Origin of the sequence: Streptomyces flaveolus, assembly GCF_044765825.1 — a bacterium.
Taxonomy (GTDB): Bacteria; Actinomycetota; Actinomycetes; order Streptomycetales; family Streptomycetaceae; genus Streptomyces; species Streptomyces flaveolus.
Genome location: NZ_JBIWKU010000002.1, coordinates 117,682 through 133,113, shown reverse-complemented (window position 1 = coordinate 133,113; position 15,432 = coordinate 117,682). Strand labels below are relative to the sequence as shown.

Annotated in this window: 11 protein-coding genes and 1 pseudogene; 5 read left to right on the top strand and 7 right to left on the bottom strand. The window is 72.7% G+C overall.

What is annotated here, in order from left to right; all coding sequences use genetic code 11:
• Positions 1 to 84: 84 nt before the first annotated feature.
• The 3 genes and pseudogenes from ACIRG6_RS05670 to ACIRG6_RS05660 form a co-directional block, all read right to left on the bottom strand.
• Positions 85 to 747: a hypothetical protein gene (locus tag ACIRG6_RS05670; RefSeq protein WP_403320956.1), complete on the bottom strand. Its 663-nt coding sequence runs from the start codon at positions 745 to 747 to the stop codon at positions 85 to 87.
• Positions 748 to 1,286: 539 nt separating this feature from the next.
• The gene (locus tag ACIRG6_RS05665; protein ID WP_403320955.1) at positions 1,287 to 2,552 is read right to left on the bottom strand and encodes a sulfite oxidase; all 1,266 of its coding nucleotides are present in this window, start codon (positions 2,550 to 2,552) and stop codon (positions 1,287 to 1,289) included.
• Positions 2,553 to 2,880: 328 nt separating this feature from the next.
• Positions 2,881 to 3,061 (bottom strand): annotated as a pseudogene (locus tag ACIRG6_RS05660) (hypothetical protein); the annotation flags it as partial.
• 49 nt (positions 3,062 to 3,110) lie between these two features.
• Between ACIRG6_RS05660 and ACIRG6_RS05655 the strand changes: the two are divergent.
• The 4 genes from ACIRG6_RS05655 to ACIRG6_RS05640 all read left to right on the top strand — a co-directional run bounded on the left by ACIRG6_RS05655 (position 3,111) and on the right by ACIRG6_RS05640 (position 5,434).
• Positions 3,111 to 3,818, top strand: a complete 708-nt coding sequence (locus tag ACIRG6_RS05655; protein ID WP_403320953.1) for a hypothetical protein — start codon at positions 3,111 to 3,113, stop codon at positions 3,816 to 3,818.
• A gap of 240 nt (positions 3,819 to 4,058) precedes the next feature.
• On the top strand, positions 4,059 to 4,244 hold the full coding sequence (locus tag ACIRG6_RS05650; protein ID WP_403320951.1) for a DUF1737 domain-containing protein: 186 nt from the start codon (positions 4,059 to 4,061) through the stop codon (positions 4,242 to 4,244).
• A 54-nt stretch (positions 4,245 to 4,298) separates the two neighbouring features.
• Entirely contained in the window at positions 4,299 to 4,481 is a 183-nt protein-coding gene (locus ACIRG6_RS05645; protein WP_403320948.1) for a hypothetical protein, read from the top strand.
• Between the two features lie 236 nt (positions 4,482 to 4,717).
• Positions 4,718 to 5,434 carry a class I SAM-dependent methyltransferase gene (locus tag ACIRG6_RS05640; RefSeq protein WP_403320947.1) on the top strand — a complete coding sequence of 239 codons (717 nt, stop codon included), beginning with the start codon at positions 4,718 to 4,720 and terminating at the stop codon, positions 5,432 to 5,434.
• 552 nt (positions 5,435 to 5,986) lie between these two features.
• Here the strand turns inward: ACIRG6_RS05640 and ACIRG6_RS05635 are convergent.
• From ACIRG6_RS05635 to ACIRG6_RS05625, 3 genes are read right to left on the bottom strand one after another with little or no spacing between them, the layout of a single operon-like run.
• Positions 5,987 to 7,930 carry a pentapeptide repeat-containing protein gene (locus tag ACIRG6_RS05635; protein ID WP_403320944.1) on the bottom strand — a complete coding sequence of 648 codons (1,944 nt, stop codon included), beginning with the start codon at positions 7,928 to 7,930 and terminating at the stop codon, positions 5,987 to 5,989.
• A 13-nt stretch (positions 7,931 to 7,943) separates the two neighbouring features.
• Entirely contained in the window at positions 7,944 to 9,326 is a 1,383-nt protein-coding gene (locus tag ACIRG6_RS05630) for an esterase/lipase family protein (RefSeq protein ID WP_403320941.1), read from the bottom strand.
• The gene (locus tag ACIRG6_RS05625; RefSeq protein ID WP_403320938.1) at positions 9,327 to 13,832 is read right to left on the bottom strand and encodes a peptidase C14 caspase catalytic subunit p20; all 4,506 of its coding nucleotides are present in this window, start codon (positions 13,830 to 13,832) and stop codon (positions 9,327 to 9,329) included.
• A gap of 58 nt (positions 13,833 to 13,890) precedes the next feature.
• Between ACIRG6_RS05625 and ACIRG6_RS05620 the strand changes: the two genes are divergently transcribed.
• Positions 13,891 to 14,880: a translation initiation factor 2 gene (locus ACIRG6_RS05620; RefSeq protein WP_364685853.1), complete on the top strand. Its 990-nt coding sequence runs from the start codon at positions 13,891 to 13,893 to the stop codon at positions 14,878 to 14,880.
• 97 nt (positions 14,881 to 14,977) lie between these two features.
• On the opposite strand, the gene ACIRG6_RS05615 is transcribed toward ACIRG6_RS05620, so the two are convergent.
• Positions 14,978 to 15,388 carry a RidA family protein gene (locus ACIRG6_RS05615; protein WP_364685850.1) on the bottom strand — a complete coding sequence of 137 codons (411 nt, stop codon included), beginning with the start codon at positions 15,386 to 15,388 and terminating at the stop codon, positions 14,978 to 14,980.
• Positions 15,389 to 15,432 lie beyond the last annotated feature (44 nt).

The window sequence follows — 15,432 nt, the reverse complement described above, 5'->3', positions numbered from 1 at the left end:
CGTCCCCTGACGGCTCACTCGGCGTCACCGTGCTGCGGGCGTGAGCCGCGAGGAACGTGCCGGCAGCGCGGGCGATCTCGGCTGTCAGTGAGGCAGGCCCAGGCCGTTCAGGGAAGTCCCGGCGGCCCACTGCCGCAGCAGGCGGCCGTCGATCAGGTGGACGCCGCCCTGGCGGGAGGCCCAGAGCACATCCGTGCGGCTGTACGAGCCCCGGCTGACCACTACGCGGATCAGGCTGTCGCCGCCGGGGCGGCCCGTCTCCCTCAGGGTGGGGGCAGGGCCGACCAGTGTGTCCTCGTGTGCCGACGCCTCGTCCGGCGGGCGGAACCCCACGTCGAGATGGCGGCCGCCGCGGTCGCGTGCGTACAGCCGAGGGCGGCCCGCGTCCGGCACGGAGATGACGTGCCAGCCGTCGCGCTGCAGCATCCGTTCGGCGGCCACCGCCAGGCCGTGCTCATCCAGTGCCGTCAGCTCGGCCGGGGTGTAGATGCCGCCGCGCCGGCGAACCGCCGCACGGCGCCAGCGCGACCCCACCACCGTGGCGGCCGCGAGCAGGAGCACGCCCAGCACCAGGCCCCCCGCGCCGAGCGCGCGGTACAGCCAGGCGAGGGCTACCACAAGGCCGGCGACGGCGAGAGCGAGGCCGGTGAACGCGGGCAGCACGTCCCGTAGTTCCGGGCCGTAACGCCCCTGCGCCCGCAGCTCGGCGACCGCACGCTGTCTCTGTGACCGGTGTGACACGGGCACGCGAGAGCGCCTCCAGCGGCCAGGTATCGCCGGGCGGCGCCGCCTCGTGACGCGTACCGCCAGTTTGCGCACCAATTCTTTCCCCTCCCTCCTGCATAGAGATACCCGCTCGCGCGAGCCTGCCGCCAGCCGGGACGGACGCCGGACACGGCTTGGCCGGACGAATGGGGGTGAACAGCCCGCCGAGGACGGCCTCGTGCCGGCCGGGGGAGCGGTGGGCGGGTTCGCTGTCCTCCGCGTCCGGCGGGTCCGGCCGTTCGGCGCGAGGCGGCCGGCCGGGGAGGGCGGGGCAGCAGAACGGGGGCGTGCCGGCGTACGTTCGCCTCCTGATGCACCGGCATCGCGCTGTCCATGGCCCGCGACGAGGATGCCGAAGCGGCCCACCGGCTCCTGGCTCTCGTTCTTGACGCTGTGTACGCGGGACCGCGCCGAAGCCCGTGACACCGCTCCTGCTTCGCGCGCCGCAGGTGGCAGGCGGCCTGCCCCGTGACCGGCGACGGAGGCGGGGCGGGACCGGAACCGCCTCGCCCCGCCCGCTCTCAGACGACGTGCACCGGGTGGCGGACGACTGCGTCGAAGAGGTAGCCCTGCGTGTTGGCGGCGGTGGCGTCCGGCTGGGTCCGTCCGGTGCTGTCGGTGGCCCGGGCCAGCAGGGTGCGGGGGCCGGGGGCCGACGGCCGCCACCGGGTGGACCAGCGGACCCAGCCGTCCCGGCGCGGCCTGTCGTGCAGCCGGGCCTCGCCCCAGGTGGTGCCGCCGTCGGTACTGACCTCGACCCGGACGATGCCGCCGGTCCCGGACCAGGAACGCCCGGTGAGCCGGTGCGTGGTGCCCGCGGGCAGATTCGCCCCCCGGTCCAGCTCGAAGGCGCTCTTGACGGTCTGCCGGGTCAGCGGGGCGCTGCCGCCGGCCGGGTGGGCGTCCCCGAAGAGCCGGTAGAAGTCGGTGTTCCAGGGCGAGTAGAGCGGCTGCGCCGCCACCTCGATGTCACCGATCCACTTGATGGAGGCGATGCCGATCCAGGACGGCACCAGGAGCCGTACGGGGTGCCCGTGGTCCGGCGGCAGCGGTTCGCCGTTCATCTCGTGGACGAGCAGGACGTCGTCGAGGGCCTTGGACAGCGGCAGCGGACGGCGGACCCGGCCGAGGTCGGTGCCGTCGGCGGTGGCGTAGGGGGCATCGAGACCGCGTGGCATGACGTCCACGGCGCGCCGGTCCAGGCCGGCCCGCCCGAGGACGTCGGCGAGGCGGACACCGCGCCAGCGGGCGGCGCCGATCGCGCCGAGCGTCCAGGCGGTGCCGCTGACGGACTGGCCCTGCTGGGTGGTGAACAGGCTGCGTCCGTTGCCCGCGCACTCCACGAACGCGCTGTGCGAGACGGACGGGAACGTCTTCAGGTCGTCGAGGGAGAACTCGACCGGGCGGCGGTGGCGGAGGCCGTCGCCCCAGACGGTGAGCGACCAGTCGGCGGCGTCGAGGACAGGCGTCGTGGTGTGGTTACGGACGAAGAAGCGCTCGTTGGGGGTGTGGTAGCCGGTACCGGCGAGGGCGGCGAACCGGGTCTCGGCGTTGGTGCCGCGGACGGTGAACCACGCCTCGGGCAGGGGCTTGACGATCCCGGCCGCGGTGACGGCCCGGTCGGCGGCCCGCGCGAGGGGGCCCGGCGCCGCGCCGGCGGCACCGGCCAGTCCGGCAGCCGCGAGGAGCCGGAGCATGTCGCGGCGGGCGACGCCGTCGGCGCGGGCCTCGCCGGCCAGCCACTGGCGGAGTCTGCGGCGGTCGTGAGCGGTTTCGGAGATACGCATGGCGGCCTGCCTTTCGCCCGGAGCACGGCCCCTGCCGGAGGAAGGACGGTGCGTCGGGAACGCGGAGAACGAGGTGGAAGGCCCCGGGCGGGGAGGTGCCCCGGGGCGATGCTCGGCACCGGCGCGGTGCGCCCACCCGGCGGGTGGACGGGGACCGCGCGGCGCGGATCACTCGGTGGGGATCAACAACAGCCGTGGAGGACGAGCACACAGGACCGCGGGGCGGTGGTGCGGCGTCGGCTGAGGATCATGGCGCCATGCTACGGAAGGGGCGGCGCGCGCGGGCCGGAACCGGCGTACTCGCCGGGCGCCGTGCACCGTGTCCCCGTAGGTGCCCGGTGGCGCGCCGGCAGGAGCGCAGCGCCGCCGGCTTCGTCTCCCCGGCTTCTACGCCGGGTGACAGACCATGCCGGCTCTCGGAGTGTCGAAGAGCTTCGTGCGCCGCAGCTCCAGTTCCCCGGCTCGCAGTGCTTTCCGCTGCCGGTGTGCACCCACCGGCCCAGCGTGAAGGGCAGGGGGCTTCGAACAGTCCTGACCGGGATCGGAGAGAATCCCGGCATGGTGATGGCACGGCACTGGTACTCCTCGTCCCCCGTCGTGGACGGGCACCCGCTCCTGGACGAGCCGGGCTTCTGGCCGGCCCACTTGGCGGACATGTCCGAGGGGTACCCGCCGGAGGCCTTCGGATCGGACGCGGGCGACGCGGACGCCATGCTGGACACCCTCCACGATCCGTCGGCGTGGCCCGTGTTCACGGTGCCGCTGGCCGGCGGCTTCGCGATCGTCGTGCACTACAACAGCGGCGAGGAGTTCACGACCACGGACTACTTCCTCACCCATCCCGACTGGAGCCAGGATCTCGTCCTGGCCGGCGACGGCCAGGACCGCATCGGCCCCGGGCTGTGCTGGCCCGAACTCGCCGCCCTGCTGGAGGCACCGTCCGGTGCGGCAGGCGTCACCGACCCTCACGCCCGTCTCCTGCTTCTTCTGCCTGTTCTCGGCGACGCGGCGGTTCCGGAGGAGGCCGTGACGGCAGTGGTCGAGGCCTTGGCCGCCCAGGGTGCGCCCGAGCCGAGCGAGGCGTTGGCCGGACAACTGCTCCAGGGACACCCCATGTGGGGCGCGGAGGAATGGTGGTTCGACGATGACGAGCAGAGCTGGCTCTGCGAGGGCGATCACAGCCCCCGCAAAGTCCCTCTCGGCGACCACCTGCCCCCGCACCAGCGAGCCGCCCTCGAAGCCTGCCTCACTCCCCGCCGACCATAAGGACAACGGGCATGATCATGCCGGCACACCGCGAGGTGACTCCCGAAGTCGTCGGCGAACGACTCCCGTTCTCGCGTGCTGCGCCGGGTGAAGGCACACCTTCCCGTGCGGCGAGGTCCGCGTCCACGAGCACCGTGCCGGCCCGCACTCGCCGGTCCGTCCGTGGGTACCGCGTCCCGCGGTCCCTGGACCCCGACGCCGAGGGCCGGCCTTGGGAGTGCGTCTGGGATTCTTCTCCTCATGACCACACCACCAGACGGATTGCCCATCTACCGGGTCTTGACCGGGCAGGACGATGCCACGTTCTGCCAGCGTGTGAGCGAAATGATCGGTCTGGGCTACGAACTGCACGAAGGCCCGGCCGTCACCTTCAACGGTGAGAGCGTCATCGTCGCCCAGGCGCTGGTCTGGCCGGCACGGTCGTAGGTCCTTGTGACACGGGAAGGGCCCGCACGGTTCCGGGCCGTGGGGAGCGCGGCGATGAACGACAAGCTGTGCGCGGCGCCGCACCACGTGTGGGGCGACGGGAACCGAGCCCGGCGCCCGAACAGCAGGGCGCGGGGCGGTGGTGACACCGGGCAGCATCAGATACTCCTCGGCCTGGTCGACGCCGCGGCCGTGGCCCGCGCGGAGGCCGCTCCACGGGCCGTCCGGGACCTGTAGCCGACGCAGCCGGATCCTGCGGTCATTGCGCCCTTGCTGCGACTGCCGGACGGCGGATGACGGGCGGCCGTGGCCCGCGCCCCGATCCCCGAGACGGGAGCACACGCCTGGCGTCATGCCCGCTGCACCCGTCTGAGCCCAGGAGGAGAAGAAGGCCGCTTCGGCTCCTGAGCTCCTGCGTTCTGAGTGGCACAGTTGACCACGTCCCCTTCCCTCGGGCAGAAGGAGCGTGTCCGGTGAACTCGATCGTGCAACCGGACGGAATCGGAGGCGAGCGGCCGGCTCGCGTGGCCGCCGTACGTCGCGAACTCACCCGGCACGGGCCGCCGCGGAGTCCCGACGGCGGCCCGGACTTCGCCACCGTCACGCTGCCGGAGCGCGACGGTGATCAGATACGTGACCTCCTGGTGGAAGAGCAGGTCGGCACGGTGGTCGAGATCGGGCTCGCCTATGCCGGCTCGGCGCTGGCGATCGGCGAGGCGCTGCTGCGCACCGGTGCACGCAACCCGCGGCATGTGGTGATCGACCCGTTCCAGTACACGGCATACGACGGTGTCGGGTGGGAGCTGCTGCGCGGCGCGGGTCTGGACGACATCGTCGAGCTGGTGACCGAGCCGTCGCAGCGCTTCCTTGCCCGGCTGGCCGACGTGGGTTTCACCGCGGACGCGGCGTTCGTCGACGGCAGTCACCACTTCCACAACGTGTTCGTGGACCTCCACTTCCTGGGCGAGATCGTCCGGCCTGGCGGCATCGTGCTGCTCGACGATGTCTGGTGGCCATCGGTCGGTGCTGCCGTGGCGTACTTCGAGACCAATCTGGGGTGGCGTCCGATACCGGGCGCTCTGGCGGACGGGACCACCGACCCGGCCGGCGGCCGGCCGCGGACCGGCGCCTACCGGCTGCCGGACCCGCGCCCGGCGCCCAGCTTCAAGGAGTTCCGACCGTTCTGCTGATCCGGTCGGGGTTCGCGAGGCCCGCCCGAATCGGATCGCCCGCAGATGACCTGAGCCCGGCGAACCGTCCGGGCTGTGTGACAGGGATGCCTCGGGCGGCCAGGAGCACGGGGTTGTGCCAAGGGGTGCGCCTGTCGGTTGCGCTGGATGTTGCGCCAAGGGTTGTGCCGACTGTTGCGCGCCCCGCAGAAGCGTCCCCGCGTCCGTGCAGGTCACCACGCGGTTTCGCCGTGGTCGGGCTGCTGACATCCCCGTAGCGACCCCTTTGCCCGTGCCCTGGCTGGAGTTGAGGATGAGGGAGGGCGGGACGGGCGGCGCGGACGCCGCGGGGATCGGGACGCGCTCAGCCGGTTGCGCGTCGGCCGGGGCCGTCGCGCCCCGTGCCGCAACGGGACCCCGGCAGGTGCACGGTGCCGCCCCCGCGCCGCCCGACGCCGCTGAGCCGAGCCGGCGCCGGATTCCCCGACGGAGGGCGACCGGTACGTCGCGTTCCTGAGAGCGAGCGGCGTCGACGGAGACACCTGGGTTCACCTGGCGCCGCATGTAGGCACGTCATCGCTTCACGCGGCTGCGCACGGCGAGGACGGCAAGCCCGAGCAGGGCCGGTTCGACGAGGCGGGCCGTCATCTCGACGTACGTCCCGGTAGTGGTCAGGTCCTGTCCGGAGGCCCGGAAGATCACCGAGTTGGCCACCACCCTCAAGGACTTCTCGAATCGCTCGGCCGACAGACGCTTCGTGTACGGCCCTTCCGGGTTGACGGGTGTGGGCTTCTGGGTCGTCAGGGTGATGCGTCGGCCGTCGGTGGTCCCCGCACTGATCGGGTCGGGGTCGGTTCGCGGCAGCCCCCACACCATCATCGCGAGCACGGTGGCCGTCATCGCCAGGACCAGCCAGGCCAGGGCACGCACGGCGCGCAAACCGTATCCGGACAGTGCCCAGTACAGCCGCAGCAGTGTCCGTTCACCGCGGGGCGCCGCGGTGTCGTGGCGGCGCATCTCCATCTCACCGTAGTAGAAGTCGGCCGCGCCCGGTTCGTTCCGGCCGTCCTCGAGAGCCTTGCGGAGCTGCCGGTAGACCGGCGCGAGCGCGGCGGGTCCATGCGTCTCCACGCGCCGTGGCGCGGGTGTCCAGCCGTCGCCGTACCGGGTCGCCCGCCAGTGGTGCTCCTCGGCAAGGGTCCGGCGGCGCGTCCAGCGCAGCCCGGCGGGTGGTGACGCCAGGACGCAGCGGCCCTCGAGCCGCAGCTGGTCCAGGTGGACCGTCTCCACGAAAAGACAGCCGGTCAGGTCGACGTCGGCCAGCACCAGGTGCGCGGCGTCCACGCCCTTGACCGAGGTGACACGGACCCGGTCGCCGGTGAGCCCCGGTTCGGCGATCTCCTCGCCCTCCGGCGAGACGAACGGGCGGAGCCGGCCGACGACGGTCACGGGGAACTCCACCACGGCATCGCTCAGGTCCACCTCGGCGTGCCGCAGCCGCAGCGCGGCGGTGGACGCCCACCGCGTCCGCCGGCAGCGGATCTCCCGCGCGGCGGCCTCCAGCGTCGACGCGGCCTCGAACAGGGCGTCGGAGAAGTCCACCGTCCCCGGGCAGACCAGCGGGCCGATCCGGGCAGTGCGCCGGAACACCGCCCTCCGGAAATCGGCACCGTCTTCCAGCCGGGCCCCGGAGAACGACAGGTCACCACCGATCGCGGCCCCGTCGAACGTGGCCTTCGCTGTGAAGTGAGCCTCGGCGAACGGCATGTCCCCGCCGACATCCGCGCCGTTGAAGCAGGCCCTGCTCCGGTGGAAATGCGTACCGTCGAAACAGGCCCGGCCGGTGATCCGGACCTTCTCGAAGTCGGCACCTTCCTCGAAGACCGCGCCGTCGAAGGCGGCCTCCCCGTCGACGACCGCCCCGTTGAAAGAGGCGACGCCGCACACCCGAACACCCGAGAAGTAGGCATTCGCGCACGTCATCCCCTTGAACATCGCACTGCCGCCGACCTCGCGGACACAGAACCGCAGCGTGCCTCGGATCCGTGTCTCGTAGAACCAGGCGTCGGCACCCACTTCGGTGTCATCGAGCCACACGTCTCCCGCCACCTGCGCCGCAGCGAGGCTGAAATCGCCGCCGGTACGCGCCTCGCGGACGTACACACCCCCGTCGAACACGGCCGACACGAAGGAGCAGAAGCCGCCGAAGTCGATCGCCTCGAACTCCGCGTCTCCGGTGAACCGCACCTCGTCGAACGACGCGTCCCCCACCCGCGCCCGCCCGCTGCCCGGATCCCTGAGCGGTGCGAGGAGTTCGTCGAGCAGGCTCTGGGTGAAGGGTGTGCCCCGGTGGTCGAGGTCGGCTCCGGGTGTCAGCGAGGTCAAGTGGGCGGCCCGTTCGGCGCTGTCCAGATGCGCCAGGCAGGCCGTGGCCGAGCCCACCCTGCGCCCCCGGCAGCGTTCCCCGGCGTCGAGGTGTGCGCACTGCGGCCACGCGGGGGCGTCGGTCCCGGTCATCCCAGCTCCCGTCTCATACCGCCACGACCGTGACGTCCCTGCGGTCACGCCCCTTCGGCCGGTCGACCAGCGCCTCGACCACCCAGCGTCCGGGGGTGGCTTCCAGTTCCGCCCGGTAGCGGTCGGGCTCGTACTGCCGGAAGACGACGGGCTGTTTGTCGGGACGGCCCGAACGCCACATGAACGTCTGCAGATTGCGCCGCGGCAGGTCGTGCCCCAGCAGCTCGATCACGAACGGACGGCCGGCGGCGACCGGGTCCTGGGGGAAGTGCAGGGCGATGCCCTCCCCACTGGCGAGTGTGCCGCCGGGCGGGCGTCCCGCGCGGATCGCGAGCATCGCGTCCCGGAGCGCGGGACCGCTCGCCAGGTCCGCGTTCCGGAAGCCGGTCCACAGCATGGGGCTCGCCCCGGTCCAGTCCGCGACGGCCGACCGGCGCGGCACCGTCCCGTCGCCGGGCCCTGGCAGGCCGTCGGTGATCCGCGACCCGTCCGAGGAGAGCACGAGCGTCTCGGGGCTCGGGAAGTCGACGCTGCCCAGGCAGTGCACGGTGTACGGGAGGGAGCCGACGCGCCGGTGCTCGTCGCAGCCCGAGCGGAACTCCTCCTGGAAGGCCAGCGCCTCGCGGACGGCGTCGCCCGGCAGCCCGGGAACCGGGTAGCGGCTGTCGGTGATCTGCCGCTCGCGGCTCTTTCCCTCGACCCGTACGGCGGGGTACGCCACCGGCAGCATCTGGGCGACCGCCGGCAGGTTGACCGCCCAGTCGCGCAGCGCCTCGTTCAGCCGGGAGGCCACGTCCGCGCCGGGGCCCGCGTCGCCGGGGACCGCATGACCGGCCAGCAGCCGGGCGGCCTGGACCAGCCCCTGCTGCGGGGTGCCGAGGGTGACCAGAGTCCGGGCGGTCTCCCGGCCGTCCTCGCACTCGAGGTAGTGCCGCCCGATCAGACCGCCCGTCGCATGGCAGACCAGAATGACGCGCGGATCATCAGGCCGGTCCGGGTAGTACGCGTCGACCTCCGCATGCCACCGGTCGAGTTCGCGCGCCACGCGCGTCTTCAACTGCCGGGCCACCAGCCGGTGGGACAGCCGCCAGTCGTAACCGAACGGCACGAACTGCGCGTCGAGCGGGTCGCCGAGGGCGGTACGGATATCGGGATAGCCCATGCAGGACAGCAGCCCGGGCACGGAGTCCGGGACCTGCAGCAGCGCGTCGGCGTCCAGCCGGAAGGGGCCCTCGGGCGGCGCGTCCCCCAGCCCCGGCGGGAGGGCCACCTCGGTGAGCGCCGCCGGCGCCGCGCCGATCAGCTGTTCACCGCATCGCGCCCAGACATCCTGGCCGTCCCGGCACAGTCGCGTGCCCAGGAACCCCGGGACGAAGACCACCAGATCGTGTTTCATTCACTCTCCCCGTGTCCCGGCGCCGAAGAACGCGTGCGGCAGCCGGATCAGATCGCAGCGGTCCATCCCCTGCAACGCCACCACCAGACCCTCCGGGTCCATCGCGGCACGGACGGCGTGCACGTCGTACCCGCGCGGGGGAATCCCCGGCCCGTCCAGCCATGCCCGGGACCAGACGTCCCATGCGCGTGACACCGTCTGCGGCATGCAAAGCAGCAGCACCGGCCGCTCCACGGGGCCGGCGAACACCAGGGACGTCACGTCGGGAAAGTCCCCCGGCAACCGCTCCGGGGGGTGGATGCTCCGGTCGCCGGAGCAGTCCTTGATGTACACGCTGCCGTGGTCCGCCCAGGCCAGCATGGGCATCGAGACGTCGTCCTCGTCGTCGTACAGCTCTCCGAGGGCGAGGCAGGAGGGGCCGGCCGAGAGCAGGACGCGCTGTTCGACGCCCTGCTCGCCGTCGGTCCAGACCCGCAGTTGGTCACTGAGATCACCGGCCATCCACTGCGTGCCGTCCCGCAGGACCCTCGTGTCGATCCCGCAGAACCCGCGGTCCGCCAGGATCGCGCGCACCGCGACCCCGGCGGACGAGACATCGGCCGGGACCTCGTGGCGTACCAGCCGTCGGCCGTCCGCCACGCTCAGCCGCAGCGTGCCGGCGGCGGGGTCGCCGACCAGACTCAGCGCGCGGGCCGGCTGGCCGGCGTCCCCGCCGAGCGGGATGTCCCGGTGGGTGATGACCGACAGGCTGTCGTCGAGCCGCCACAGCCGTACGGTCCGGCCGGCCGCGGCGGCCACCGTCCAGCCGTCCGCTGCCCGCACCGAGGCCACCGCCGTCACCGTGCGCCCGTCATGGGCGAGCTCCGTAGCCGGAAGGGCGGCCGGATCCCCCTGCTCCGGCCGGGAAACCCGGATCCGGTCGTGCCAGGCCCGGCACAGCAGCGGCGGACCGTCCGGTGCGCCGGCCAGGGCAAGGACCGGGCGCTCGTTGCTCGGCCGTCGCTGGATCCCGTAGCCGGACTCCAGCGCGGGGACCACGTCCACCACCCGGATGTACGGGCCGTCGGCGACCGCGAGCAGTCCCTGACCGCCCGGCTCGAAGGCCATGGCGCCCTCACGGGGGGCGTTCAGAACGAGCGTGGCCTCGCGTCCGGACCGCCCGACGGACCAGAGCCGGACGGCCACTTCCTCGTATCCGGCGAGCAACAGCTCATCGCCGTACCGCCCGAAGGCCAGGCCGCGCGCGTTCGAGGCGTACGTCGCCACCCTTTCCAGGACCGGCTCGGGGCCGGACACGGCCTCGCACCGCCAGACGTACACGGCGGTCCCGTCGGCCACGGCGAGGAACCCCTCCCGGGACGAGACCGCGGAGGCCGCGGCGGACATCGCGGGTGCCGCCAGGGTCACGCCGGGAGCGGTCCGGCAGGCGCGCAGACCGTCGATGCCGTCGCGGGTGTGGCCCAGTTCGAACAGCTCCACCCGCTCGGCGCCCGCCGTCAGGACGAACATCCGCCCGCCCAGGGTGAGGGCCGCGAGCTGCCGCACATCAGCCGTGCGGACCTCCTTAAGCTGCGTGTCCAGGTGCCTGCCGCTCTTCCAGAACCACACCCACACCCGGTCTCCGTCGGCCGCCAGGGCCACGCTCCGGCCCTCCACCTCGGCCACCGACAGGGCGCGCACACTCCCGCCCCACCGGTACTCCTGATCGGGCATCCGGGCACCCGCGCGCCAGAAGTACACGGCCTGATCGTCCCGGGCGACGGTGATCCAGCGGGCTCCCGCGTCCACCTCGCGGACCTCGCTGAGCGGGCGTCCACGCTCCCCGCCGGTCCGGGGGAGCCGACGGGTCAGCAGCCGGGCGCCCGACTCCGGGTGCAGGACCTGGATCTCCCCGGGCCCGCCGGCGGTCAGGGTGCCGGCGTGGGTCAGCCCCGCCGCCCCGGTCCCGGCCCGCCAACTCAGCGCCCGCGCGCCGCCCGAGGGCGCCGCGCGCCGCCATTCCGGGGGGTCCGGCGGCACATCGGTCCAGTACTCCTGCCAGGGCAGGAAGCCGCCGGCGCGTCGTAGCGTCCGGTACGTCGCGTCGCGGTGGCTGACGAAGGCGGTGGCGCTGAGCAGGGCCTTGCGCTCCAACAGGACCGACGCCGACAGCGGGCCGGACGTGCGGGGGAACGAGTCCGCGACCCTGCCGTACAACGCGGCGCCGTCACAGTCCCGGGCCAGGCCCGCCGCGAGCGGCAGCATGACATCGGGGTTCGTACGCAGCAGGAAGCCCACGTCCTCGAAGAGCTCCCGCAGGGCGTCCAGCCCCACCTGGGCGGCGTGGGCGCCCAGGTATTCGAGGGTGTACTCGTCGTCGTCACCCCAGTCGCCGCCGGCGCGGGCGCGCAGCGCATCGAGCACCCTGCGGTGTGCCTCCCGGACGGTCAGTCCCGCGTCGGAGAGGAAGAACTCCCCGTAACTCGGATGGGCCAGCTGATGGCGGATCCCCCCGACCGCCTGCCGCGCGCCGTCCTTCTGGGTGGCGACGATGCCGCCGTCGGCGCTCCGGCACACCTGCCGAAGGTCGTTCAGCGTGAGCTCCGGTGAGCCGGTCTCGCGCAGCGCATTGGCGAGCGTCAGCCAGGCCTCGTCCGGGGCCAGCCCGGGGCCCTGGACCACCGCCAGCGCCCGCAGCACCTCGTGGGCCCGCCGGGCGCCGGGCTGCTCACTCAGATGGAGCGTCTCCTCCGCCAGGCGGGTGCGCAGGTCCGTGCCGCCGTCACGCAGCCACGCCACCAGCTCGGCCTCGGCGGCGACCGTGGTCCGCCGGGCGAGCCCTTCCGCGGCCAGCCGGGCCACCAGGAACGAGCCGTGACTTTGCGCCGCGACGATATCCGCCGTCCAGTCGCGGTCCTCCTGCCGCGCGTCACCCCGGTACGGGGACTGCTCGGTGTCCAGTACGGACAGCACCATGCCGGCGATGCTCGCGCGCGCCTCCTCGTCGTCCCCGAGGACCACGGGGTCGACGCTGAGTTCCAGGGTGTCCAGGAGTGACTCCTCCGCCGCGGGGGCGGTGGTACGCCGGCGGGGCTGGGTCCGGGTACCGACGATCACCCGGACACCGGGTGTGCTGGCCAGGGGGCTCAGGACGTGCCGGGCGATCGCGTAAGCCTGGTCCGGGAGGGCCTCGTCGAGCGCGTCGAACAGCAGGTTCACCGAACCCGCCCGGCCGACCAGCTCCTCGAACGCGACGGTGAACTTCTCCGACGTCACCGGCTCCTCCGGCAGCGGTGGCGCCCCGTCGATGGCCGCCAGCACCTCCCGCAGATGCGCGGCCAGCGAATGGGCGGACTGCCCCCGGCAGCTCAGCGCCGCGTGGATGGTCCCCGCCCGGGGCAGCGCCGCGGGGTCGAGGTCCGGGCCGAGGGCCTCCCGCCAGCTCGGCAGGGAGGTGAGGGCCAGTCGGCCGAGCAGCGTCGTCTTCCCCGTGCCCGCCAGGCCCGTTACCGCGAGCAGCCCCTTCGGATGGGTGTCCATCCAGCGCACGATCCGGCTCAGCGCTTCCCGCCGACCCGCGAAGTGGCGGCTGAGATGGCTGTTCTCCTCGAGAACGAACTGCTCGGCCTCGATCCAGGGCTTCCGCCGCGTCAGCACGGCCGGCGTGTACACCGGCCGGTCGGACTGATGGTAGTGCGGGTTGTCGAGGAAGTTGTTGGGGAGCGCCCGGACCTCCCTGCAGTCCGGCCGCTGCGCGGGTTCGTCCAGACCGTCGTCGGCGGCCCGCGCGTCCACGGCACGGCAGAGATACGGCAGCGGCAGGTACAGCGCGGACGGCTCGAACGGGCGGGCCTGGTCGTCCGCCACGAAGTCCGGCTTCGCCAGCGCTTCCTCCAGCCATGTCACCCAGCGGCCCGCCGGCACCTGCGCGTCCGCCCCCGAGGTGCCGATGACGGCGAAGCCCCTGCGCCGGCTCTCTCGCGCCCGGATCACCACGGAGTCCCGCTCCAGCTCCACGGCGTGCCGCACCGCCTCGCCCAGGGAGTTGTAGCTCTGCGAGGAGCAGGCGTCGATGATCAGCAGGGTGTCCGCCTCGTACTCCGGCCGCAGCAGGAATCCCACCAGATCGAGCAGGGAAACGGCCCGGGCGGGGTCGAACTCGCCCGACTGCCACGAGTCGGCACAGGCGAGGAAGTAGCCCTCGTTGCCGCGCTGGACGCCGTGCCCCGTCCAGTAGAGGATCTTCCGCTGGGCGCCGTCGGCCAGGAATTCCTCCAACCCGGCCCGCAGCTGCCGCCGGGTCGCCCCGCCCCGGTCGGCCCGGAGGGCCTTCCCGAACCCCAGCCTCTCCTGCACCGTCTCCGTGAAGCGGTCACGAACCTCGGCCAGCTGCGGGCGGCGCAGCCTCTGCCGCTCCTCCGCGTCCGGATGGAGGTACTCCGGTACGGCGATCGTGCCCACCAGGGAAGAGGAACGCCGCTCGACCTTCAGCAACGTCAGCCGACTGCCCTCGTCGCTTCGTACCATGAGACCGACAGCACCCCCGAATGCGTCCACCACAGCTTGTTTACCACTGGAGTTGACGATGCGAGACAGGTTCACCGTGGTTGGCCGGGCGACAGGCTGTCATCTCTTCGAGGGGGACGGGACCCGGCCCATTGACGAGGAGAACGTCCACGTCAAGTACACGCCGGAGCGCGTGCAGTTCCCGCAGGAGATCGCTGCCTGGCGGCGGTCCATCGAGGCGGAGGAGGAGCGCAAGGAGGCCAGCGGTCTGCCGCACCGCTGGAACAACGCGCGTTTCGCGGTCGAGCGGGTCGTGGTCACCCGTACGCATCTGGCCGAGGAGCCCGTGGTCTCCCTCACCATGCGGGACGCCGACTACTTCGACTTCCTCACCACCTCGCTCAACCTGGACCGGCGGCAGAAGAACGGCCTCACGCTGCGCCAGCAGTACCTGGAGGGCAGCGACCCGGCCGACGCGCCCTCCTGGATGAACTGCAGCTTCGGCGTCAACGTGGCCTTGGAGACCGGCAAGGACGGCAGGATGCTGTTCTCCCGGCGCAGCGCCCAGGTCGCCGGGCCGAACAGCGGGCGCTGGAACTCCTCGGCCAACGAGGGCCTGGCCCAGCAGCACGACCTGCCCCCGGACGGCAGCCCGGTCAGCCTGCACGCGGTGGCGCGCCGCGCCATCCTCGAGGAACTCGCCGTGCACGACGGCGACAAGACCAAGGTGGAGCTGCTCGGGTTCGGGCTCGACGTCATCAACCACCAGTGGGCGGCGTTCTTCCGTGCGGTGGCGCCCGAGCTCGACGAGCCGACACTGCGCCTGCGCTGGACGCGTGGTGTCACCGACAAGTGGGAGCACGACCGGTTCGAGTTCGTGGACGCCGACCCGGAGTCGGTGCTCGGTTTCATCGCGGACGAGCCGGAGGAGCGGTGGACACCCTGCGCGCCGGCCCTCTTCTACCTCGCCCTGGTGCGCGGTGCCGTGGAGCGCGCCGGCGGTGACCCGGCCGCCCGGTTCGCCGTGGACCGGGCCGAGCGGAAGGTCATGTCGGACCGAGGTCTGTGAGCCGGGAGACCCGGGGCGGGACGTCTCAGGGGTTCCCGCCCACGTCTCCCCCCGGGGAACGTGGTCCGGGCACTGGCACCGGGCCCGACCCGGGGGATCAGTCCAGGATCGCGGTCGCCTCGACCTCGACGAGCACGTCCGGCTCGAAGAGATACTCGACGCCGATGAGGGAGGCGGGAGGCAGGGGAGTCGGGAGGCCGATCTCCTCGGCAACGGCCTCCACGCCGGCCATGAAGTCGCCGATCTTCTCCGGCGCCCACCGGGTCACGTAGAACGTCAGGCGCAGCACGTCTGCGAACGTCGCACCCGCGCCTGCCAGTCCGACGGCGGTGTTGCGCAGTGCCTGGGCGACCTGCCCGGCCAGATCACCGGGCGCGACCGGAGCCCCGTCACCCCGACGCGCGACCTGTCCGCTGACGTGGACGTGCTTCGTCCCGGTGCCCACGGCGACGTGGTGGTACGGGACCGGCTGCAGCATGCCGTGCGGTGTGAAGTGCTGAACTGTCACGGGTTCTCTCCTCCGAAGTAGGTATCTTGAAGCTATCTAGTAGA